Consider the following 19,270-nt stretch of genomic DNA (forward strand, 5'->3'; position numbering starts at 1 on the left):
CCCGTGTTGGTGTGCGACCGCAGGGTTCGGGAGTTCGAGCCCTATGGGGAAAGCCTCCGTGACGCTACGGTCATGCCCTGCTCAGAGGATCACCCGGTCTGAGGGGAGCGCGGGATGGTCGGTCGGGCGCGCGCGGTCGTCGCCGCCGTGGTGGCGTTCGCGATTCTGGTGGCGCTGTGGGAGCTGGCCAAGCTCCTGCTGCCCGGAGACGGCGTGCTGGTCGGCGACACCCGCATCCTGCCCCGCACCGACGACTCGGCGATGCCGCACGTCTGGACGGTGCTGGGGCGGCTCTTCGAGCCCGAGGTGTCCGGTGCGGCGGACGCGCGCACGGTCGGGGCGGCCGTCGCGTCCGGGGCGCTGTTCACCCTCGGCCTCGCACTGGGCGGGCTCGTGCTCGGCGGTGTGCTCGGGATGTTGCTGGCGCTGGCGATGCAGCGGTTCGGGTTGCTGGAGCGGGCGGCGCTGCCGTACGTCGTCGCCTCGCAGACGGTGCCGCTGATCGCGATCGCCCCGCTCGTCGTGGGGTGGGGCGGCAAGATCGCGATCATGGGCTGGGCGTGGCAGCCGTGGGCGAGCGTCATGGTGATCTCGTCCTACCTGGCGTTCTTCCCGATCGCGGTCGGGATGCTGCGGGGCCTGAACTCGCCCGTGAAGGCGGACGTCGAGCTGTTCCGGACGATGGCCGCCGGCTGGTGGACCACGGTGCTGCGGCTGCGGCTGCCCTCCTCCGTGCCGTTCCTGCTGCCCGCGGTGCGGCTGGCGGCAGCGGCGGCGGTGGTCGGGGCGATCGTCGCGGAGATCTCCACCGGCACCCGCGGGGGAATCGGCCGCCTGATCATCGAGTACGCGCGGTCGGCCACCGGCGACCCGTCCCGCCTCTACACCGCGATCCTCGGCGCCGCCGTGCTCGGGCTCGTCGCGGCCGGTGTGGTGAGCCTGCTGGACCTCGGCCTGCGCCGCTACCGGGGGAGCGTGCGATGACCGCCGTGCTGCTGTCCGGCGTGCAGAAGCGCTTCGGTGACGTCCACGCCCTGGACGGCATCGACCTCGAGCTCGCGGCCGGCGAGTTCGTCTCGCTCATCGGGCCCTCCGGGTGCGGGAAGTCCACCCTGCTGCGCGTGGTGGCCGACCTGGAGCAGCCCACGTCGGGCCGCGTGCTGGTCGGTGGGAAGACCCCGCGCCAGGCCCGGCAGGACCAGGACTACGGGATCGCCTTCCAGCAGGCCGGCCTCCTGGAGTGGCGCAGCGTGGTCGAGAACGTCGAGCTCCCGCTGCACGTCCACGGGGTCGACAAGGCCGGACGGCGGGCCCGGGCCACCGAGCTGCTGGAGCTGGTGGGGCTGGACGAGTTCGCGGCGGCGCGGCCGAGCGAGCTGTCCGGGGGCATGCAGCAGCGCGTGGCGATCGCCCGGGCTCTCGCGCCCAGCCCGCGGCTGCTGCTGATGGACGAGCCGTTCGGCGCGCTCGACGAGATGACCCGCGAGCGGATGCAGGCCGAGCTGCTGCGCATCGCGGGCGAGACCGAGGCCGCCGTCCTGTTCGTCACGCACTCGATACCCGAGGCGGTGGTGCTGTCCGACCGCGTGGTCGTGATGTCGCCGCGGCCCGGCCGCATCACCGAGGTGGTCAAGGGGGAACGGCCCGGCGCCGACCAGGACGTCGACGACGTGCGCGAGTCGAGCGCGTTCTTCACGGCGATCACGACCGTCCGCGAGGCGCTGCGGAAGGGGCACCCGTGACGCGGGCGGTGCCGGGCGCGTCCGGGGTCGAGGCCGGCCCGCGGCGCGGCCCGCGCGGGTTCGGGAACGTGTGGCCTCCGGTCGCGTTCGGCGTCGGGTTGCTGGCGTTGTGGGAGCTGGTGGTCCGGGTCGCCGGCGTGCCGGCCTTCCTGCTGCCGACGCCGAGCGCGATCGGCGAGCAGATCGGCGCCCAGTTCACGGTGATCCTCTCGACGGCCGCGGTGACCGGCGGCAACGCCCTCGTCGGGCTGGTGGCGGGGTTCGTCGCCGGCGTCGCGCTGGCGCTGCTCGCCGCCGGGTCGCGGATCTTCGGCGAGCTGGCCACCCCGGTCGTGCTGGCCGCGAGCGCCGTCCCGATCGTCGCGCTGGCACCGGTGTTCACCACGATGTTCGGCTCGGCCACCGAGATCCCGCGCCAGCTCGTCGTGACGGTCGTGGTCACGGTGCCGGTCTTCGTCGCGACCGCACGCGGGCTGCGGCAGGTCCAGCCGGTGCACGCCGAGCTCATGACGGCGCTCGCCGCCACGCCGTGGCAGCACGCGCGCTTCGTGCGGCTGCCCGGCGCCGTGCCCTACATCATGACCGGGCTGCGGCTCGCCGCCCCCGCGGCGGTGATCGCGTCGATCGTCGCCGAGTACTTCGGCGGCCTGCAGAACGGGCTGGGCAGCCGGATCACCGCGGCCGCCGCCAACACCGCCTACGCCCGCGCGTGGGCCTTCGTCGCCGCCTCGATCGCACTGGGGCTGCTGTTCCACCTGGCCGGGGTGCTCGTCGAGCGCCTGGTGACCCGCGGTCGCACCGCCTGAAACGCCGGAGGTCCCGATGCCCCGTTCCGCCATCCACCGCCTCGCATTGGCGGCCGCGTTCCTCCTGGCGGCCACCGCCTGCAGCGTCACGCCCGAGGGCGGCGGCACGGCCCCGGCAGGCGACGGGCCGCAGCAGGTCAAGCTGCAGCTGCAGTGGTTCACCCAGGGCCAGTTCGCCGGCTACATCGCCGCCGTCGAACAGGGCTTCTACTCCGAGCGCGGCCTGGACGTGCAGATCCTGGAGGGCGGGGTCGACATCGTCCCGCAGACCGTGCTCGCGCAGGGCCAGGCCGACTTCGCGATCGCCTGGGTGCCGAAGGCCCTCGCCTCGCGGGAGCAGGGCGCGGGGATCACCGACGTCGCCCAGATCTTCCAGCGCTCCGGCACCTACCAGGTGTCCTTCGCGGACAAGGGGATCAGGACGTCCGCGGACCTCAAGGGCAAGAAGGTCGGCAACTGGGGCTTCGGCAACGAGTTCGAGCTGTTCGCCGGCATGACGAGCGCCGGGCTCACCCCCGCCTCGGACGTCACGCTGGTGCAGCAGCAGTTCGACATGCAGGCGCTGCTCTCCGGCGAGATCGACGCCGCGCAGGCCATGTCCTACAACGAGTACGCGCAGGTGCTGGAGGCCACCAACCCCGCCACCGGCCGGCTCTACCAGCCGACCGACTTCTCGATCATCGACTGGAACGAGGCCGGCACCGCCATGCTGCAGGACGCGATCTGGGCGAGCACCGACCGCCTGCAGGACCCGGCCTACCAGGAGCTCACCAGCAAGTTCATCGCCGGGTCGATCAAGGGCTGGGCCTACTGCCGGGACAACGTCGAGTCCTGCCGGGACATGGTGGTGGCCGCCGGCTCCACCCTCGGCGCCAGCCACCAGCTGTGGCAGGTCAACGAGGTGAACAAGCTGATCTGGCCGGCACCCGCCGGCGCCGGCGTGATCGACGATGCCGCCTGGGCCCAGACGGTGCAGGTGGCGCGCACCGCCGTCAACGCCGACGGGCAGACCGTGCTCACCCGCGACCCCGACGCCGAGGCCCACACCAACACCTACGTGCAGCAGGCCCTCGACGTGCTGAAGGCCGAGGGCGTCGACACCGTCGGGTCGGACTACGAGCCCACCCAGGTGACGCTCAACCCGGGTGGCGCCTGAGCAGCTCGTACCAGACGCCGTCGTCGAGCGTTCGGTCCTCGCCGACGCCGACGACGGCGTCCTGGTGCACCTCACCGACCAGGGTGAAGCCGGCCTGCTCGGCGACGTGCCGGCTGGCCCCGTTGTCCCGCGAGGCGCCGATCTGCAACCGGTGGCGGCCCAGCCCGCCCTCCTCGCGGGGCGCGAAGGCGTGCGCGACGACGAGGTCGACCGCCTCGCCGACGACGCCACGGCCGCGGGCGTCCGGGTGGGCCCAGTAGCCGATCTCGCCGGCGGTGGGGTTCATCGTGTCGTCGAGCCGGAAGACGGAGACGTTCGCGAGCAGCCGGTCGTCGTCCCGGTCGGCCACCGCCCACGTCACCTTCTGCCCGAGGGACTCGCCGAGCCGGCAGCCGAGGACGAACGCACGGGCCGACTCGACCGGGTAGGGGTGCGGGAGCGTCGGCAGCCAGTGGCGGCTGCGCGGATCCGAGCACGCCTCGGCGATCCGCGGCAGGTCGGCCTCGGTGTGCGGGCGCAGCCGCACCCGCTGTCCCCGCAGCTCGGCCGGCGGCCACCACGTGGTGCGTGGCGTCATGTCCTCGCCCGGGGTGAGCGAGGCGAACCAGCCGTCGGCGAGGCCGTCGCGGCGCGGCAGGGTCAGCCGGCGGGTGCCTTCGAACGTGAAGCCGCACGCGTGGGCCACCCGCCAGGACGCGAAGTTGCCCACCTCCGCCCACCAGTGCAGCACCGGAAGCCCGGCCTCCGCGAACGCCCAGCGCGCCGCCAGCCGCAACGCCCGGGACATCAGCCCGCGCCCGCGTGCCTCCGGAGCGAGCCCGAAGCCGACGAACGGGGGCGATCCCGGGTGGACGTCCACGTTGCCGGCGAACCGCCCGCCCGCCTCCACCACCCACCGCGCCGCCGTGCCGTCGCTCCATCCCGCGGGAACCGTCTCCTCGATCCACCGGCGCGCGTCGGCCGGGCCGTACGGGTGCGGGATGCGCGTCCAGCGGACGGTCTCCGGGTCGCGGGCGAGCGCCAGCAGGCCGTCCAGGTCGGCGGCGGTGTGGGCCCGCAGTGTCACCACTCCGTCGGTCAGGGTCGGTGCTCGCACCCACCAATGATCGCCGACGCGGCCGCGCTCGCACACCGACTTCCGCGCCGGGAGGATGGGGGGATGACCACCGCTGCCGTGACCGACACCGGCCTCGCCGCGTACCTCGACCGGATCGGCGTCGCCGTCGCCACCAGCCCGGACCTCCCGACGCTGCGGCGCGTCATCGCCGGGCACACGCGGTCGATCCCGTTCGAGAACCTCGACGCGTTCACCGGCCGCGAGGTGGCCCTCGACCCGGACCCGCTCACCGCGAAGCTCGTGCACGGCCGCCGCGGCGGGTGGTGCTTCGAGCAGAACCTGCTGCTCAGCAGGGCCCTCGACGCGCTCGGCTACGCCACAACGTGCCTCGCCGCCCGGGTGCTGTGGAGCCGCCCGGTCGACGCGCCGCCGACACCGCGCAGCCACATGCTGGTGCGCGTCGACCTGCCGGAGGGACCCCACCTCGTCGACGTCGGCTTCGGCGGGCTGACGCTCACCGGCGTGCTCGCGCTGGAACCGGACGTCGAGCAGGACACCCCGCACGAGCCGTTCCGGCTGGTGGCGGCCGAGCGGGCGGGCTACGTCATGCAGGCGCGGGTGGGCGGCGAGTGGCGGCCGCTGTACTGGTTCGACCTCACCGAGCAGCTCCTCGCCGACTACGAGGTCTCGAACTGGTACCTGTGCCACCACCCGCGGTCGCACTTCCTGAGCGGGATCATGAGCGCCCGGCCGGAGCCCGACCGCCGGTACGCCCTCGGCAACACGAGCCTCGCCGTGCACCACCTCGGCGGCCCCACCGAGCGTCGCGAGCTGGAGTCGCCCGCCGAGATCCGCAAGGTCCTCGAGGAGACGTTCCTGATCGACACGTCCGGCCTCCCCGACCTGGAGACCGCGGTCGGGCGGCTCTTCGAGGGGCCCTAAGGAGCGCCCTGAACAACTCGGGCCTACTGCGCGACGCCCAGGCGGCGCCCTCGCCGCGTTGGACGTCCGCACCGATACAACAGCGGTATCGGCGCGAACGTCCGCCTTACGATGACACCACCTGGACGCCGCTCGCTACGGCCGGAGCCGTTCAGGACCCTCCTGGCCGAGGCCGATATCGTGTGCCGGTGCCGGACCGCGTCGTCGAGATCTACACCGACGGCGCGTGCAGCGGCAATCCCGGTCCCGGCGGCTGGGGTGCGGTGCTGCGCTACGGAACCGTCGAGAAGGAGCTCCACGGCGGTGACGCCGGGCCGACGACCAACAACCGGATGGAGCTGATGGCCCCCATCCGGGCGCTCGAGACCCTCACCCGGCCCGTCGCGGTTCGCGTCTACACCGACAGCACCTACGTGCGCAACGGGATCCTCGGCTGGCTGCCCAGGTGGAAGGCGAACGGCTGGACGACGTCGGCCAGGACCCCGGTGAAGAACGCCGACCTCTGGCGCAGGCTCGACGAGGCCGCGGCGCGCCACGAGGTCGAGTGGCACTGGGTGAAGGGCCACGCCGGGCACCCGGAGAACGAGCGCGCCGACCGGCTCGCCGTGCGCGGCGTGGCGGAGGCCGCCGGCCGCGTGCCGGGTTGAGCGCGGCTCTCCCGCGCCCGGGGGTCAGGCGCCGCGCAGGCGGGGCCGAAGGTCGGCGTCGGAGAGGCCGCCCAGCCCGTCCCGCTCGATCTTCCGGGCCAGGGCCTCGGCGTGCGCCTGGAGGCCTGCGATGTCCAGGCCGGCGGGTGCGGGTGCGGCCCAGCAGCCGATCCGGTACGCGGCGCGGTCGAGCAGCGACGCCGCGCCGCGCACGTTGCCCCGCTGCGCGTGCGTCAGCCCGACCGCGAGCTGGGCGAGCCCGCGCCAGAGCTCCCGCTCCTCGTCCGACGCGGCCTTCCACGCGGCCTCCAGCACGTCGTGGGCCGGGAACGGCAGCCCGGCGTCGAGCAGGCGCTGCGCCTCGGTGACGCTCTCGTCGGCGCTGAGCACGAGGTCCTCGGGCACCCGCTCGACGCCCTCGGCGCCGCGGGGGAGCGGCCGCCCCGCCGCGTCGCGGGGTCGGGAGTTGCGGGGGCGTCCGGACGGGTCGCGGTCGCGCGTGGTGTCCACGAGGAACACCGTGCCACGACCGCTCAGGACTCGGGCGGCAGCATGGCCTCGGCGAGCGCCCGGGCGTTCCGCGCGGGCCCCTCGGCCCCGAGGGCCTGCGCGGACGCGTAGACCCCCTCCATGAGGAGCGCGAGCTGATCGGCGAGCGCCGCGCCGTCGGGCAGCTCCGCGGTGACCTCACCGAGCCGCCCGCGCACCCAGGCCTTGTTGGCGGCGGCGTTGCGGTGTGCGGCCACCTCGGGGGCGGGGAACTCGGTCAGCGCCATCTGGAAGGGGCAGCCCCGGCAGCGGTCGGGCTGCGTCTGCACGGCGAGCTCGTCGAACAGCGAGAGGATCCGCTCCCGCGGGCTCCCGTCGCCGAGCGCGGCGTCGAACCACTCGCGGTAGGCGTGGTCGGCCCGCTCGACGTACGCCGCGACGAGGTCGTCCTTCGAGGCCCAGAGCCGGTAGAGGGTGGTGGGGGCCACCCCGGCCTCCGCCGCGATCCGGTCGACTCCGATGGCGCGGATGCCCTGCCAGTAGAAGAGGTCGTGCGCCACCTCCAGGACGTGCTCGCGCGTCTCCGCGGAGCTGCGTCGCGTCGCCGTTCCCGCTCGGGCCATGGCACCACCCTACCCTGTTAGGGATCGTTCCCTAGCGTTCTGCGTCACACCTCCTTGCCGCCGCTGTGGACACCGGCCTAGCTTCCCGATAGGGAACGATCCCTAACATTGGAGGCGGGGTCATGAACGACCCGGGGAACACCAGATCCGGCCCGGCCCTCGCCGCGCTCTTCGCGGCGGCGTTCGTGATGGGCAGCGCCGAGCTGCTCGTCGTCGGGGTGATCGACCTGATCGCCGCCGACCTCGAGGTGCCGGTGAGCACCGCGGGAGCGGCGGTCACCGCGTACGCACTCGGCATCGCAATCGGCGGGCCGATCCTGACGGCCCTGACCATCCGCTCGAACCGGCGTGCGGTGCTCGCCTGGGCGCTCGCCGGGTACGTCGTCGCCACCGCCGCTCCGCTCGCCACGTCGAGCGCCGCGGTCTTCCTCACGGCCCGGTTCGCCGCCGGCTCGCTGCACGGCCTGTTCATCGGCGTCGCGTTCGCCGTCGCGGGCGCGCTGGTGCCACCGGAGCGCACGGGGCGCGCGATCGGGATCGTGCTCGGCGGGATCTCGGTGTCGACGGCCGTGGGCGTCCCGCTGGGCACGCTGGTCGGGCAGGGGATGGGCTGGCGGGCCGGTTTCGTCGGGGTCGCCGTGCTCGGACTGGGCGCGCTGCTCGCGCTGCTGCGCATCATCCCGGCGGTGGCCGCGACCGGTGGCGGACGCGCGTCCGTGCAGGCCCGGTACGCCTTCGCACCCCGGGTGCTGGCCGTGCTCGGGACCGGGCTGCTGATCCTCGGTGGCCAGTACGCCGTGCTCACGTACATCACGCCGTTCCTGCAGGAGCGCACCGGCGTCTCCAGCGGCGCGGTGAGCGCGTTCCTGCTCGCCTACGGCGTGGCCACGGCCATCGGGGTCTTCGCCGGTGGGTGGGCGGCCGACCGCAGTGCCACCCGGGCCCTCGTGTTCGGCAACGCCGCCCTGGTGGTCGCGCTCGCGCTGCTGCACTTCGTCGCGGCGATCCCGGTGCTCGTCGTGATCGTGCTGGTCGCCTGGGGGGTCGTCGGGATCGGGCTCGTGCCCTCCCTGCAGTACCGCGTCCTCGAGCTCGCCGGACCCGGCCGCGACCTCGCCGCCACGTTGCCCGCGTCCGCCCTCAACGCCGGGATCGCGCTCGGCGCCCTCGCCGGCGGCTGGACGCTCGACGCCTACGGCGCGGGCGGTCCCGTGATCACCGGACTCGTGGTCACCGCCCTGGCGCTGCCGGCCGCGTGGGCCACCGCGGCACTCCGTCCCACCCCCGCCACGCAGACCGAAGGAGCCTCGGCATGACCGACCTGACCGGACGGACCGCCCTCGTCACCGGCGCCTCCCGCGGCATCGGCCGCGCGATCGCCGAGCGGCTGGCCGCCGACGGCGCGCTCGTCGCCGTGCACTACGCCAGCAACGAGACGGCCGCCGCGCGGACGGTGGCCGCGATCGAGGAGGCCGGCGGGCACGCCTTCTCGCTGCGCGCAGACCTGGCTGAGACCGCCGGGCCGGAGACCCTGTTCAGCGCCCTGCGGGACGGCCTCGCCGGGCGCCCGCTCGACATCCTGGTCAACAACGCGGCGGTCATCGACCCCTCGGGGACGATCGAGGACGCCACCCCGGACGCCTTCGACCGGCTGTTCGCGGTGAACGTCCGCGCGCCGCTCTTCGTCGTCCAGCGGGCGCTGCCCCTGATGCCGGACGGCGGCCGGATCGTGAACGTCTCGTCCGGCGTGACGTGGTTCGCCACGCCCGACCTCGTCTACAGCATGAGCAAGGGTGCGCTGAACGTGCTCACCCGCTCGCTCGCGCAGACCGAGGGCCGGCGGGGGATCACCGTCAACACGGTCTCGCCGGGCATCACGGAGACGGACATGAACGCCTGGCTGACCGAGAGCCCGGAGGCCGCTCGCGGCGTCGCGAACATCGTCGCGCTCGGCCGGCACGGGCAGCCCGCCGACATCGCCGACGCCGTGGCGTTCTTCGCCTCCGACGACGGCCGGTGGGTGACCGGTCAGACGCTGGAGGTCAACGGCGGGTTGCTGCTCGGCCCGCCGGCAACGTCCTAGCAACTCACCCGGAACCACATGTGCGTCGACAGCGGGGCGGTGCCGACGTCGATCCGCTCCAGCCGGACGTGGGTGCCCCCGGGACGGTCGAAGAGCCGCACGCCGTCGCCGAGCAGCACCGGGGCGACGAACGTCAGCACCTCGTCGAGCTCGCCCGCATCCAGGCACGAGCGCGCCGTCTCGGCGCCGAGCACGTCGACGTAGCCGTCGCCCGCCGCGGCCCGCGCGGCGGCGACCGCATCCCCGACGTCGGTCACGAACGTCACGCCGGGAACCGGGTCCGGCGGGGGCTTGCGGGTGAGCACGAACTGCGGGCCCTCCCAGCCGCCGCCGAACACCTCGCCCGCCGCCTCGGTGCCGGCGTGCGGGTCGTCACCGCGGAACGTGCGGCCGCCGGCGAGGACCGCCCCGACTCGGGTGATCAGCTCGTCGACGACCGGGTTCGGTTCGAGGTAGGGGGTGAGCCAGGACATGTCCCCGCCCGGGCCCGCGATGAACCCGTCGAGCGACATGGTGGCCGAGTACAGGAGCTTTGCCATGTCATGGAGACGGCGCGGCGCCGGGAACGTCATCGGCGGGCAGGAGCAGCGGCAGCCCGAACGCCGGGAACAGGTGCGTGTCGTGGAACGCGATGGCCTCGGTGACGAGTCCGTCCTCGATGCGCAGCACCGAGATCGCGAACGCGCGGTGGTCGGGGTCTTCCCCCGTCCGCAGGTACGTCGCCACGGCGGGCTGCCCGTTCGCCCTGGCGGGCAGCATCCGGAAGCGGTAGCCCAGCCCGTCCGCGGCCCAGCTCGCGCGGAGCGCCGCGACCATCGCGTCGCGGCCGCGGAACCACATCGGCCACGGGGGCATCGCCGTGCGCACGTCCTCGGCGAGCAGCGCGGCCAGCGCGTCGGGGTCGGCGCTCTCCATCGCGGCCATGTAGCGGCGCAGCACCGAACGCTCCTCCGCGGTCGGCCGGGCGGAGGGCGTCCAGTCGGCCCGGCGAGCGGGGAGGTGTTCGCGCAGCGCCGCCCGCGCCCGCTGCAACGCGCTGTTGACCGAGGCGACACTGCCCTCCAGCACGGTCGCGATCTCGCCCGGCCGCCAGCCGAGCACGTCCCGCAGCAGCAACGCCGCCCGCTGCCGCGGCGGCAGGTGCTGGATGGCCACCAGGAAGGCCAGCTCGATCGTCTCCCGCGCGACGGCCGCGGCGCCCGGCTCCGTGTCGTCGGGTGCGAGCCGGTCCAGGAACGGCTGCAGCCACGGGATGTCGGTGCGCGCCGCCAACGCGACGCCCGCGTCCGACGGTGGCCGCAGATCCTGCGGCAGCACCCGGCGCGCCCGGCCGCCGAGCGCGTCGAGGCAGGCGTTCGTGGCGATCCGGTACAGCCAGGCGCGCAGGCCGGAGCGGCCCTCGAACGTGCCGATGCCCTTCCAGGCACGCAGGAAGGTCTCCTGCACCAGGTCCTCGGCCTCGTCGAACGAGCCGAGCATCCGGTAGCAGTGCACGCGCAGCTCGCGGCGATGGGTCTCCACCATCGCCGCGAACGAGTCGTGCTCGATGTTCACTCGCCGCGCAGCAGCTGCTCGAAGGGGACCGGGTCCTCGAACGGGTCGGGCGCGGCGGTGCCGGGCCGGGCGGCGACGAGGTCGGCGAGCTCACCCGCGGCCCGCGCGATGCGCCGGTCCAGCGCCGGCACACCCGCGGCCCCGCCCGCCCAGTCCTCCGGGGCCGCGAACACCGCGGTGGGCACGACCACCGCGTGCAGGTACGCGAGCAGCGGGCGCACCGCGTGTTCCAGGGCGAGGGAGTGCCGGCCGCTGCCGCCGGTCGCCGCGATCAAGGTCGGCTTGCCGTCGAGCACGCCGTCCTCGAGGGCGTCGAAGAGCAGCTTGAACAGGCCGTTGTAGGACGCCGAGAACGTCGGCGTGACGGCGATCAGCCCGTCGGCGCCCACCACCGCGTCCACGACCGGGCGCAGGCCCGGCGCGACGAAGCCGGTGAGCACGGCGTCCACCAGCTCGTGCGCGTGCTCGCGCAGCTCCACGACCTCGATCGCGGCGTGCACGCCGTGCTCGGCCAGCGCCGCGGTGGTGGCGGCCGCGAGCCGGTCGGCGAGCAGCCGCGTGGACGACGGGACGCCGACGCCCGCGCTCACGACGGTCAGCGTGGTCATACCGCCACCTCCTGCTCCGCCTTCAGGCTCTCGTGGGTCGGCGCGTCCGGGACGCCCGCCGCCCGGCGCGCCGCGAACTCCTTGCGCAGCACCGGCACGACCTCCTCGCCCAGCATGTCGAGCTGCTCGAGGACGGTCTTCAGGGGCAGGCCGGCGTGGTCCATCAGGAACAGCTGGCGCTGGTAGTCGCCCGCCAGCTCGCGGAACGTCAGCGTCTTGTCGATGACCTGCTGCGGGCTGCCGACCGTGAGGGCGGTGAGCTCGGAGAAGTCCTCGAGCGACGGGCCGTGGCCGTAGACCGGCGCGTTGTCGAAGTACGGCCGGAACTCGCGCACGGCGTCCTGGGAGTTCCTCCGCATGAACACCTGCCCGCCGAGCCCGACGATCGCCTGGTCGGCCGAGCCGTGGCCGTAGTGCTCGAACCGGCGCCGGTACAGCTGCACCATCCGCCGGACGTGCCCCGCGTCCCAGAAGATGTTGTTGTGGAAGAAGCCGTCACCGTAGAAGGCGGCCTGCTCCGCGATCTCCGGGCTGCGGATCGAGGCGTGCCAGACGAACGGCGGCACCCCGTCCAGTGGCCGCGGTACGGACGTGAAGCCCTGCAGCGGCGTCCGGAACCTGCCCTCCCAGTCGACGACGTCCTCGCGCCACAGCCTGCGCAGCAGCGCGTAGTTCTCGACCGCAAGGGGGATGCCGTCGCGGATGTCCTTGCCGAACCACGGGTAGACCGGTCCGGTGTTGCCGCGGCCGAGCATCAGGTCGACGCGCCCGTCGGACAGGTGCTGCAGCATCGCGTAGTCCTCGGCGATCTTCACCGGGTCGTTGGTGGTGATCAGCGTGGTGGCCGTCGACAGCTGCAGCCGCTTCGTGCGCGCGGCGATGTAGCCGAGCATCGTGGTGGGTGAGGAGGGCACGAACGGCGGGTTGTGGTGCTCGCCGGTCGCGAAGACGTCCATGCCCACCTCCTCCGTCTTCAGCGCGACGGCGACCATCGCCTTGATCCGCTCGGCCTCGGTGGGCGTGCGGGCGTTCGTCGGGTCGGGCGTGACGTCGCCGACGGAGAAGACGCCGATCTGCATCCCCATCTCGATCCCTGCCTCCGGTAGTTGCGTCTGCAATCACCCGCCCCAACGCGCGGGACGCCGAGTTCATGCCCGCACCGTGCTCGGTGCCACACCCCGCTCCCGCTTGAACGCCGCGCTGAACGTGAAGGCGTCCGAGTACCCGACGCGGCGCGCCACCGCCCCGACCGTGACGTCCGGGTCAGCCAGGTACTCGGCGGCGAGCGTCATCCGCCAGCTCCGCAGGTAGGACAGCGGCGCGTCCCCGACGAGCTCGCGGAACCTCTTCGCGAAGGCCGCCCGCCCGGCCCCGCCCCGCGCCGCGAGCTCCTCCACCGTCCAGCGGCGGGCCGGCTCGGCGTGCAGGGCCTCGAGGGCGGGCCCGACCACCGGGTCGGCCAGCGCGGCGAACCACCCCGGCCGCCCGGGCGCGCGCGTGGCGAACCAGGCGTGCAGCGTGCAGGTGAGGAGCCAGTCCAGCAGCCGGTCCCGGACCACGGACGGACCGTCGCAACCGCGGTCGAGCAGCTCGAGCAGCGTGATGCAGTCCGGCTCGTCGGGCGGGACGACGGCGGACGGCGGCAGCGCGCTCGTCAGCCGGACACCACCGGCGCGCGACCGGTACCCGCAGACGAGCAGGGAGGCACCCGCGTCACCGGCCAGGACCGTGACGGCGGCGCCCGGCTGGATCATCGCGACGCCACCGGCGGGGAGCGGCTCGTCCGCCACCGTGACCTCGCCGGCCACCACGCCGCACAGCACGAGCGGCGAATCCACGGGAACGGCGTACCCCTCCCCGGGGCCGAGCCGGGCGCGGACCACCGCACCCTCGTGGGTCCGGATCCCACGGAGCAGGGTCTCCAGGACCGTCACACCTGCGGAGCATAGACGTCCCCACATCCCCCGCGGACGCGCGAACATGGCCGCTGCCGGTGGCCGCGAGATCCACTGGGCGGCATGAACCCAGACATCTCGGTGCTGGCCGCGAGCGGCAAGACGGGCCGGCGCGTGGTCACGGCGCTGCGCGCCACCGGGCACCAGGTGCGGGCCGCGTCCCGGTCCGCGGAGGTCCGGTTCGACTGGACGGACCCGCGCACCTGGCCCGCCGTGGCCGACGGGGCCGGCGCGCTGTACCTCGTCCCCCCGGAGGACCCCACCCCGCTCCCGTCGTTCGTCGACCTCGTGCAGGAGGCCGGCGTCGAGCGGGTCGTGCTGCTCTCGGGCCGGGCGAGCGAGGTGTGGTACGGCCGTTTCGGGCACGCCATGGCCGCGGCCGAGGACGTCGTCCGCGGCAGCGGCCTGAGCTGGACGATCCTGGGAGCCAGCAACTTCATGCAGAACTTCACCGAGGACCTGTGGCACGGATCGTTGCTCGCCGGCCGGCTCGCCCTGCCCACCGGCGGGGTGCCCGAGCCGTTCGTCGACGTCGACGACGTGGCTGCCGTCGCGGCCCGGTTGCTGGTCGCCGACGGCTACGCGGGGCGGACGCTCGAGCTCACCGGGCCCACCGCCCCCACCTTCGCCGACGCGGTGGCTGCCATCGCCGCCGCCGCGGGCCGGCCGATCCGCTACGAGGAGCTCACCCCGGCCGCCTACGCGGACGAGCTGCGCGCCTCCGGGCTCCCGGACGAGTGGGTCGCCGAGCTGGGTGGCATGTTCGAGGTCCTCCGGGACGGGCACCTCGCCGCTCCCACCAGCGGAGTCGAGGACGTGCTGGGCCGCCCGCCGCGCTCGTTCGCCGACTGGGTGGCGCACATCGCACCCACGGGGGCGTGGGCGGGCTGATCCCTGTCGGTGCGTCCAGGCATGATGCGCACCGATCGAGTGAGGGGAGCCCACGGATGGCGGAGGCACCGGCAGCGCTGTCGGAGCAGGACCTGGCAGCGGCACGCGCCGAGCTGGCGGAGGACCGGTCGTTCCCGGTGTGGTTCACGGCCGCCGCCGTCGGTGTCCCGGTGGGGGGCTCGGCGAAGATCGTGTCGATCGGCGAGCCCGCCGAGGGCGACTTCGTCGAGATCCGGCCAACCGGCACCAAGGACACGGTGTTCTGCTCACCCAACGAGCTCACCCGCACGCGCCCGCCGCGGCGGCGGGCGAAGCAGGCCCCGGCGCAGGCCGCTGTCCCTGCACCGGCTGCCCCTCCACCGGCCGCCCGGCCGGTGCCGCCGCCTGCGCCGGCCCGCCGGGAGACCCCGGCCCCGCCGCGGGAGGTGCCGGCGCGCAACGGCTCGGCGCCGCCCGCTGAGGAGAAGAAGCCGGCGCGGGCCCGTCCCGCCGCCCGCCCGGTCGAGGTCACCGTCACGTTGAACAGCACCGCCGACGGCGAGTGGACGGTCGAGGTCGTCACCGGCCGCAAGCGCACCGTGCGCCCCACGCCCGTGCAACCCGCCGAGGTCGCGAAGGCCGCCCGGTCACTGCCCGGCGCCGTGGCGGCGGCGATCGAGTCGTCCCTCGCGGCGGCGCGGCAGCGGCAGATCGAGCGCGTGGAGCGGTTGCGCGCCGAGCTGGACGCCGCGCAGCAGGCCCTGCAGGACCTGTCGAACTGACGCCCGCCCCGCCGCTCACACACCAACCGTGGTGCCGGCACACCAACTGCAGTTGGTGTGTGAGCGCCGAAGTTGGTGTGTGAGCGCGGAGCTCAGGAGTGCGGGCCCACCGGCTTGCGCAGGACGCCCGCCTGGGCGCGGCCCTTGCCGGCCAGCTTGGCCGCGGTGCGCAGGGTGCGGCGCGGCAGCTCGAGCACGTCCACCACGGCCCGGTAGCGCCATCCCGGCACCGACAGGGTGCGGCCCTTCGCGAGGTCGGAGAGGCAGGTGTCCACCACGCCGGCCGGGTCCAGCCCGTTGCGCGACGCGTCCGCCGGCGCGGGGAACATCGCATTCTGCAGCTGCCCCGCCACGAGCGCGATCATGCGGACGCCGGTGCCCTCCAGCGACGCCGCCACCGTGTCGCTGAACGTCAGCACCCACGCCTTGCTCGCGGCGTACGCGTCACCCCGGCCGGCGAGGTACCCGGCGAAGCTCGACACGTTGATCACCGCCCCCCGGTTCCGGTCGATCATGCCGGGCAGCGCGGAGCGGGTCAGCTGCATCAGCGCGGTGATGTTGATGTCGATCTCGGCCTGCAGCTTCGCGACGTCGGCCACGGTGAACTCGGTCTCGCCGCTGACGCCCGCGTTGTTCACGAGCAGGTCGACCGGCCGCTCCCGGTCCTCGAGCCGGGCCTGCACCGCGGCCAGGCCCTTCTCGCTGCTCAGGTCGGCCACCAGGACGTCGACCGACCGCCCCGTCCCGCGGATGAACGTCGCGACGCGCTCCAGCCCGGTCTGGTCGCGGTCCACCAGCACGAGGTCGTGGCCGTCGCGGGCGAGCCGTCCGGCGAAGGCGGATCCGAGCCCGCGGCTGGCACCGGTCACGAGGGCAGTAGGCATGCCCCGGAGGCTAGCGAGCCCGATCGGGTCAGCTCTTCGGGCCCACGACCACGTCCAGCGCGGCCACGGCCTCCCGGCGGGCCACCGAGATCGTGTCGGGCCGCGGGAAGCGGTGGGCGACGCCGAGCAGGTCGAGGGAAACGCTGCAGAGGGCGAGGATGTCCTCGGACTTGTTGGTGAAGAAGTAGCGGGGGTACTCGTAGCGCCGCGCGTCCCCGGCCGACTTGCGGGGTGCCCAGTTCGTGATCCGGCATCCGTCGGAGTGGAACAGACCGCGCAGGAACGCCCCGGTGTGCTGATCGACGAGCTCGTCCTGCCAAGGTTCCAGCACGATGGACCGGGTGTGCTTCATGCCCGGACCGTGCTGGGGGAAGAGGCAGGGCCAGTGCTTCCAGCGTGCGGTCACGTAGGTGCATCCCTGTCGGTGCAGGTGACTCACCGTGTTGTTCGGCCGAAGCGCGCGGATCGCCTGCGTGCATTCCGCCATGATCGCGGGCCACGCGTCGGCGCACGCGATTCGCAAGGACCACACGTTCCCTCGGCCCTGGCTGAGCGTGCCGTCACCCAGGTACTGACCGAGGAGGTACGCGTATGCCGAACCCGGACCAGGCTTCTCCCTGGCCGGGTCGCAGCGTGGGCACTCCGATGCCCGGGTTCCCTGCAGTCCGTCGCGCCAGCTGCGCATCGCCGAGCGGCTGATCCCGGTGGCTCTGCTCACAGCGGAGAGGCTCTGGCCGGAGCGGACGGCCGCCAGTGCGGCTCGGCGCACCTCGGCGTCGTACACGTAGGCAGTGTCCCGTCCGCCACCGACGATTTCGGTCGCGCACCGTGCCCCCGGTGGGATTCGAACCCACACTGGACGCTGTTTGAGAGCGCTGCCTGCTGCCGATTGGGCTACGGGGGCGGTCGGCGAACTCTATCGTGGATGGGTTTGCGGTCGCCTGCCGACCCGTGACGATCGGCGGGATCACAGTTCGGCACCGCGACCAGCCGGTATTCTGAATCCTTCCGGCACGACCCCCCCGGCGAAGGAGAGCAGCCCTGTGAGCCAGCAGGTGTCCGAGCAGCAGTCCGCGGACGAGGCCCGACCGGCCGCCGGTCTGCGCGTGCTCGTGGTGGAGGACGAGGCACTGATCCGCCTCGACCTCACGGAGATGCTGACCGAGGAAGGCTATGTCATCGCGGGTGAGGCCGGTGACGGCGAGCAGGCCGTCGAGCTCGCCCGGGAGCTCCGGCCGGACCTCGTGATCATGGATGTGAAGATGCCGAAGGTGGACGGCATCGCGGCCGCCGGGTCGATCGTCGAGGAGAAGATCGCGCCGGTCGTCATGCTCACGGCGTTCAGCCAGCGCGACCTGATCGAGCAGGCGCGGGATGCGGGCGCGATGGCGTACCTGGTCAAGCCGTTCGCGCGGCACGAGCTGGTGCCGGCCATCGAGCTGGCGGTGTCCCGGTTCGCGGAGAAGCGGGCGCTCGAGGACGAGGTGGCCACGCTCACCGAGCGGCTCGAGACCCGCAAGACCGTCGACCGGGCCAAGGGCCTGCTCATGACGCGGCAGAGCATGAGCGAGCCCGAGGCGTTCCGGTGGATCCAGCGCACGGCGATGGACCGCAGGACCACGATGAAGGCGGTGGCGGAGGCCATCGTGGACGGGCTGGCCGCTCCGAAGGCCTGACGGCCCAAGCCATGAACGTTGCGGTCCGGTAAAGGACGCGCCGCCGATGATGACTCTGTCCATCGCTTTCCCTTAACGTCCGCCCGTCTCCCGGAACGGGGAGCGGTCCCGCGGGGAGTCCGGGGGCGGTACGGAAGGACATGGACATGAGTCGGAATCGGAAGGTGCTCGCGCTCGCCGCGACGCTGACCGGAGCCCTGGTGCTCTCGGCGTGCGGCGGCGGCGGTGGCGGTGATACCGGTGGTTCCGCCCCGACACAGGAGCAGCGTGCAGAGCCGACGCAGGCGCCGTTCACGCCGCCCGCGAACGCCGAGCTCCCGGCCGGGGACGGTCAGGGGCAGTGCAGCGGCGACCCGTCGATCGCGTACATCGGCACGATCGCCGGTCAGAACGCGGGGCTGGGCATCGCGATCAAGCAGGCGGTCGAGCTCGCCATCGAGGAGCACAACGACGCCAACGCCGGTTGCCAGGTCTCCTACAAGGAGTTCGACACCGCAGGCTCCCCGCAGACCGCGCTCGCTCCCACGGTCGCCGCCATCAACGACCCGTCGATCCTCGGGGTCGTCGGGCTGCCGTTCTCCGGCGAGTCCGAGGCCGTCGGCCCGGCCCTGTCCGAGGCGGGCCTCGTCGGGGTGACCCCGTCGGCGACGCGCCCCGACCTCTCGACGAAGGGCTGGAAGCACTTCTTCCGCGGCCTGGGCAACGACTCGGTGCAGGGGCCGGCCGCCGCCCGCTTCATCACCGACACCCTCGGCGCGCAGAGCGTCTGCGTCATCCGCGACGACAGCGCCTACGGGCAGGGCCTGGCCAGCGAGCTGACGAAGGCCCTCGGTGACAAGGCCACCTGCGACGACGAGATCAAGACCGGGCAGACGGAGTTCTCGGCCGCGATCGGCACGATCGAGTCGGCGTCCCCCGACGCGATCTTCTTCGCCGGCTACTACGCCGAGGGCGCCCCGTTCACGCAGCAGCTGCGCGACGCGGGCGTCGAGGCCGACCTCGTCGTGCCGGACGGGGTCAAGGACCCGATCTTCGTCGAGAACGCGGGAGAGGCCTCCGAGGGCGTCTACATGACGTGCCCCTGCCTGCCCGGTGACGTGTTCCCGGAGTTCACGGACGCCTACAAGGCGCGTTTCAACGTCGACCCGCAGACCTACTCGGCGGAGGCCTACGACTCCACCACGATCATGCTGCGCGGGCTCGACCAGGGCATCGCCGACCGCGCCGGGCTGCTCGACTTCGTGAAGAACTACGACGGGCAGGGCCTGACCAAGCACTTCAAGTGGAACGAGACCGGTGAGCTGAGCGAGACCCCGGTGTGGAGCTACGTCGTGAAGGACGGCCAGATCCAGCGGCTGTCGCCGATCGACTAGGAATAGGCACCAACGGAAGTGGT

Annotated in this window: 22 protein-coding genes and 1 tRNA gene; 12 read left to right on the plus strand and 11 right to left on the minus strand. The window is 73.4% G+C overall.

Features of this window, described 5'->3' with window-relative positions; all coding sequences use genetic code 11:
• The first annotated feature begins 114 nt into the window (after positions 1 to 114).
• Genes ACU436_RS38380 through ACU436_RS38395 form a run of 4 tightly spaced genes read left to right on the plus strand, consistent with a single transcriptional unit; the run spans position 115 to position 3,704 of the window.
• Positions 115 to 984 (plus strand): ABC transporter permease, encoded by an 870-nt coding sequence (locus ACU436_RS38380; RefSeq protein ID WP_459032035.1) that lies wholly within the window; start codon positions 115 to 117, stop codon positions 982 to 984.
• Complete coding sequence (locus ACU436_RS38385) at positions 981 to 1,742, plus strand: ABC transporter ATP-binding protein (protein ID WP_459032036.1); 762 nt, start codon at positions 981 to 983, stop codon at positions 1,740 to 1,742. The genes ACU436_RS38380 and ACU436_RS38385 overlap by 4 nt, the downstream gene beginning before the upstream one ends.
• Positions 1,739 to 2,548 (plus strand): ABC transporter permease, encoded by an 810-nt coding sequence (locus ACU436_RS38390; RefSeq protein ID WP_459032037.1) that lies wholly within the window; start codon positions 1,739 to 1,741, stop codon positions 2,546 to 2,548. The genes ACU436_RS38385 and ACU436_RS38390 overlap by 4 nt, the downstream gene beginning before the upstream one ends.
• Positions 2,549 to 2,564: 16 nt before the next feature.
• Positions 2,565 to 3,704: an ABC transporter substrate-binding protein gene (locus ACU436_RS38395; RefSeq protein WP_459032038.1), complete on the plus strand. Its 1,140-nt coding sequence runs from the start codon at positions 2,565 to 2,567 to the stop codon at positions 3,702 to 3,704.
• On the opposite strand, the gene ACU436_RS38400 is transcribed toward ACU436_RS38395, so the two are convergent.
• Positions 3,685 to 4,800: a GNAT family N-acetyltransferase gene (locus ACU436_RS38400; RefSeq protein WP_459032039.1), complete on the minus strand. Its 1,116-nt coding sequence runs from the start codon at positions 4,798 to 4,800 to the stop codon at positions 3,685 to 3,687. The genes ACU436_RS38395 and ACU436_RS38400 overlap by 20 nt on opposite strands.
• A gap of 63 nt (positions 4,801 to 4,863) precedes the next feature.
• Here ACU436_RS38400 and ACU436_RS38405 point away from each other — a divergent pair, with 63 nt between their 5' ends.
• Both ACU436_RS38405 and rnhA read left to right on the plus strand, forming a co-directional pair.
• Entirely contained in the window at positions 4,864 to 5,703 is an 840-nt protein-coding gene (locus ACU436_RS38405; protein WP_459032040.1) for an arylamine N-acetyltransferase family protein, read from the plus strand.
• 188 nt (positions 5,704 to 5,891) lie between these two features.
• Entirely contained in the window at positions 5,892 to 6,350 is a 459-nt protein-coding gene (gene rnhA, locus ACU436_RS38410) for a ribonuclease HI (protein WP_459032041.1), read from the plus strand.
• Positions 6,351 to 6,374: 24 nt separating this feature from the next.
• Here the strand turns inward: rnhA and ACU436_RS38415 are convergent, their stop codons facing one another.
• Together ACU436_RS38415 and ACU436_RS38420 are read right to left on the minus strand one after the other, a co-directional pair.
• The gene (locus tag ACU436_RS38415) at positions 6,375 to 6,860 is read right to left on the minus strand and encodes a DUF309 domain-containing protein (RefSeq protein WP_459032042.1); all 486 of its coding nucleotides are present in this window, start codon (positions 6,858 to 6,860) and stop codon (positions 6,375 to 6,377) included.
• Positions 6,861 to 6,883: 23 nt separating this feature from the next.
• Entirely contained in the window at positions 6,884 to 7,462 is a 579-nt protein-coding gene (locus tag ACU436_RS38420) for a TetR/AcrR family transcriptional regulator (RefSeq protein ID WP_459032043.1), read from the minus strand.
• Between the two features lie 122 nt (positions 7,463 to 7,584).
• On the opposite strand from ACU436_RS38420, the gene ACU436_RS38425 reads away from it, so the two are divergent.
• Together ACU436_RS38425 and ACU436_RS38430 are read left to right on the plus strand one after the other, a co-directional pair.
• Entirely contained in the window at positions 7,585 to 8,778 is a 1,194-nt protein-coding gene (locus tag ACU436_RS38425) for an MFS transporter (RefSeq protein ID WP_459032044.1), read from the plus strand.
• Positions 8,775 to 9,545: an SDR family NAD(P)-dependent oxidoreductase gene (locus tag ACU436_RS38430; RefSeq protein WP_459032045.1), complete on the plus strand. Its 771-nt coding sequence runs from the start codon at positions 8,775 to 8,777 to the stop codon at positions 9,543 to 9,545. The genes ACU436_RS38425 and ACU436_RS38430 overlap by 4 nt, the downstream gene beginning before the upstream one ends.
• On the opposite strand, the gene ACU436_RS38435 is transcribed toward ACU436_RS38430, so the two are convergent.
• From ACU436_RS38435 to ACU436_RS38455, 5 genes are all read right to left on the minus strand, one after another.
• Positions 9,542 to 10,084: a dihydrofolate reductase family protein gene (locus tag ACU436_RS38435; RefSeq protein WP_459032046.1), complete on the minus strand. Its 543-nt coding sequence runs from the start codon at positions 10,082 to 10,084 to the stop codon at positions 9,542 to 9,544. The two genes, ACU436_RS38430 and ACU436_RS38435, sit on opposite strands and share 4 nt — an antisense overlap.
• A gap of 1 nt (position 10,085) precedes the next feature.
• Positions 10,086 to 11,099, minus strand: a complete 1,014-nt coding sequence (locus ACU436_RS38440; RefSeq protein WP_459032047.1) for a sigma-70 family RNA polymerase sigma factor — start codon at positions 11,097 to 11,099, stop codon at positions 10,086 to 10,088.
• Complete coding sequence (locus ACU436_RS38445) at positions 11,096 to 11,707, minus strand: FMN reductase (protein WP_459032048.1); 612 nt, start codon at positions 11,705 to 11,707, stop codon at positions 11,096 to 11,098. The genes ACU436_RS38440 and ACU436_RS38445 overlap by 4 nt, the downstream gene beginning before the upstream one ends.
• Complete coding sequence (locus tag ACU436_RS38450) at positions 11,704 to 12,786, minus strand: LLM class flavin-dependent oxidoreductase (RefSeq protein WP_459032145.1); 1,083 nt, start codon at positions 12,784 to 12,786, stop codon at positions 11,704 to 11,706. Before ACU436_RS38450 ends, ACU436_RS38445 begins: the two co-directional genes overlap by 4 nt.
• A gap of 69 nt (positions 12,787 to 12,855) precedes the next feature.
• On the minus strand, positions 12,856 to 13,641 hold the full coding sequence (locus tag ACU436_RS38455) for an AraC family transcriptional regulator (protein ID WP_459032049.1): 786 nt from the start codon (positions 13,639 to 13,641) through the stop codon (positions 12,856 to 12,858).
• 84 nt (positions 13,642 to 13,725) lie between these two features.
• Here ACU436_RS38455 and ACU436_RS38460 point away from each other — a divergent pair, with 84 nt between their 5' ends.
• The gene (locus ACU436_RS38460; RefSeq protein WP_459032050.1) at positions 13,726 to 14,553 is read left to right on the plus strand and encodes an NAD(P)H-binding protein; all 828 of its coding nucleotides are present in this window, start codon (positions 13,726 to 13,728) and stop codon (positions 14,551 to 14,553) included.
• 56 nt (positions 14,554 to 14,609) lie between these two features.
• The gene (locus tag ACU436_RS38465; protein ID WP_459032051.1) at positions 14,610 to 15,314 is read left to right on the plus strand and encodes a DUF6319 family protein; all 705 of its coding nucleotides are present in this window, start codon (positions 14,610 to 14,612) and stop codon (positions 15,312 to 15,314) included.
• Between the two features lie 92 nt (positions 15,315 to 15,406).
• Here the strand turns inward: ACU436_RS38465 and ACU436_RS38470 are convergent, their stop codons facing one another.
• The 3 genes from ACU436_RS38470 to ACU436_RS38480 form a co-directional block, all read right to left on the minus strand.
• The gene (locus tag ACU436_RS38470) at positions 15,407 to 16,198 is read right to left on the minus strand and encodes an SDR family NAD(P)-dependent oxidoreductase (protein ID WP_459032052.1); all 792 of its coding nucleotides are present in this window, start codon (positions 16,196 to 16,198) and stop codon (positions 15,407 to 15,409) included.
• A gap of 28 nt (positions 16,199 to 16,226) precedes the next feature.
• Complete coding sequence (locus ACU436_RS38475) at positions 16,227 to 16,604, minus strand: hypothetical protein (RefSeq protein ID WP_459032053.1); 378 nt, start codon at positions 16,602 to 16,604, stop codon at positions 16,227 to 16,229.
• 423 nt (positions 16,605 to 17,027) lie between these two features.
• Positions 17,028 to 17,102, minus strand: a tRNA-Leu gene (locus ACU436_RS38480).
• 139 nt (positions 17,103 to 17,241) lie between these two features.
• Between ACU436_RS38480 and ACU436_RS38485 the strand changes: the two genes are divergently transcribed.
• Complete coding sequence (locus tag ACU436_RS38485) at positions 17,242 to 17,874, plus strand: ANTAR domain-containing response regulator (protein WP_459032054.1); 633 nt, start codon at positions 17,242 to 17,244, stop codon at positions 17,872 to 17,874.
• Positions 17,875 to 18,020: 146 nt separating this feature from the next.
• A complete protein-coding gene (locus ACU436_RS38490; RefSeq protein ID WP_459032055.1) occupies positions 18,021 to 19,247 on the plus strand; it encodes a branched-chain amino acid ABC transporter substrate-binding protein in 1,227 nt (408 codons plus the stop codon).
• The last annotated feature ends 23 nt before the right edge of the window (positions 19,248 to 19,270 follow it).

The sequence above is a fragment of the Pseudonocardia wallangbongensis genome (assembly GCF_054486945.1).

What these genes read in the sequence shown, in the direction of transcription:
- ACU436_RS38380 (WP_459032035.1), top strand. Translation starts at nt 115, where the DNA reads ATGGTCGGTCGGGCGCGCGCGGTCGTCGCCGCCGTGGTGGCGTTCGCG.
- ACU436_RS38385 (WP_459032036.1), top strand. Translation starts at nt 981, where the DNA reads ATGACCGCCGTGCTGCTGTCCGGCGTGCAGAAGCGCTTCGGTGACGTC.
- ACU436_RS38395 (WP_459032038.1), top strand. Translation starts at nt 2,565, where the DNA reads ATGCCCCGTTCCGCCATCCACCGCCTCGCATTGGCGGCCGCGTTCCTC.
- ACU436_RS38405 (WP_459032040.1), top strand. Translation starts at nt 4,864, where the DNA reads ATGACCACCGCTGCCGTGACCGACACCGGCCTCGCCGCGTACCTCGAC.
- ACU436_RS38420 (WP_459032043.1), bottom strand. Translation starts at nt 7,462, where the DNA reads ATGGCCCGAGCGGGAACGGCGACGCGACGCAGCTCCGCGGAGACGCGC.
- ACU436_RS38425 (WP_459032044.1), top strand. Translation starts at nt 7,585, where the DNA reads ATGAACGACCCGGGGAACACCAGATCCGGCCCGGCCCTCGCCGCGCTC.
- ACU436_RS38430 (WP_459032045.1), top strand. Translation starts at nt 8,775, where the DNA reads ATGACCGACCTGACCGGACGGACCGCCCTCGTCACCGGCGCCTCCCGC.
- ACU436_RS38435 (WP_459032046.1), bottom strand. Translation starts at nt 10,084, where the DNA reads ATGGCAAAGCTCCTGTACTCGGCCACCATGTCGCTCGACGGGTTCATC.
- ACU436_RS38445 (WP_459032048.1), bottom strand. Translation starts at nt 11,707, where the DNA reads ATGACCACGCTGACCGTCGTGAGCGCGGGCGTCGGCGTCCCGTCGTCC.
- ACU436_RS38450 (WP_459032145.1), bottom strand. Translation starts at nt 12,786, where the DNA reads ATGCAGATCGGCGTCTTCTCCGTCGGCGACGTCACGCCCGACCCGACG.
- ACU436_RS38460 (WP_459032050.1), top strand. Translation starts at nt 13,726, where the DNA reads ATGAACCCAGACATCTCGGTGCTGGCCGCGAGCGGCAAGACGGGCCGG.
- ACU436_RS38465 (WP_459032051.1), top strand. Translation starts at nt 14,610, where the DNA reads ATGGCGGAGGCACCGGCAGCGCTGTCGGAGCAGGACCTGGCAGCGGCA.
- ACU436_RS38470 (WP_459032052.1), bottom strand. Translation starts at nt 16,198, where the DNA reads ATGCCTACTGCCCTCGTGACCGGTGCCAGCCGCGGGCTCGGATCCGCC.
- ACU436_RS38490 (WP_459032055.1), top strand. Translation starts at nt 18,021, where the DNA reads ATGAGTCGGAATCGGAAGGTGCTCGCGCTCGCCGCGACGCTGACCGGA.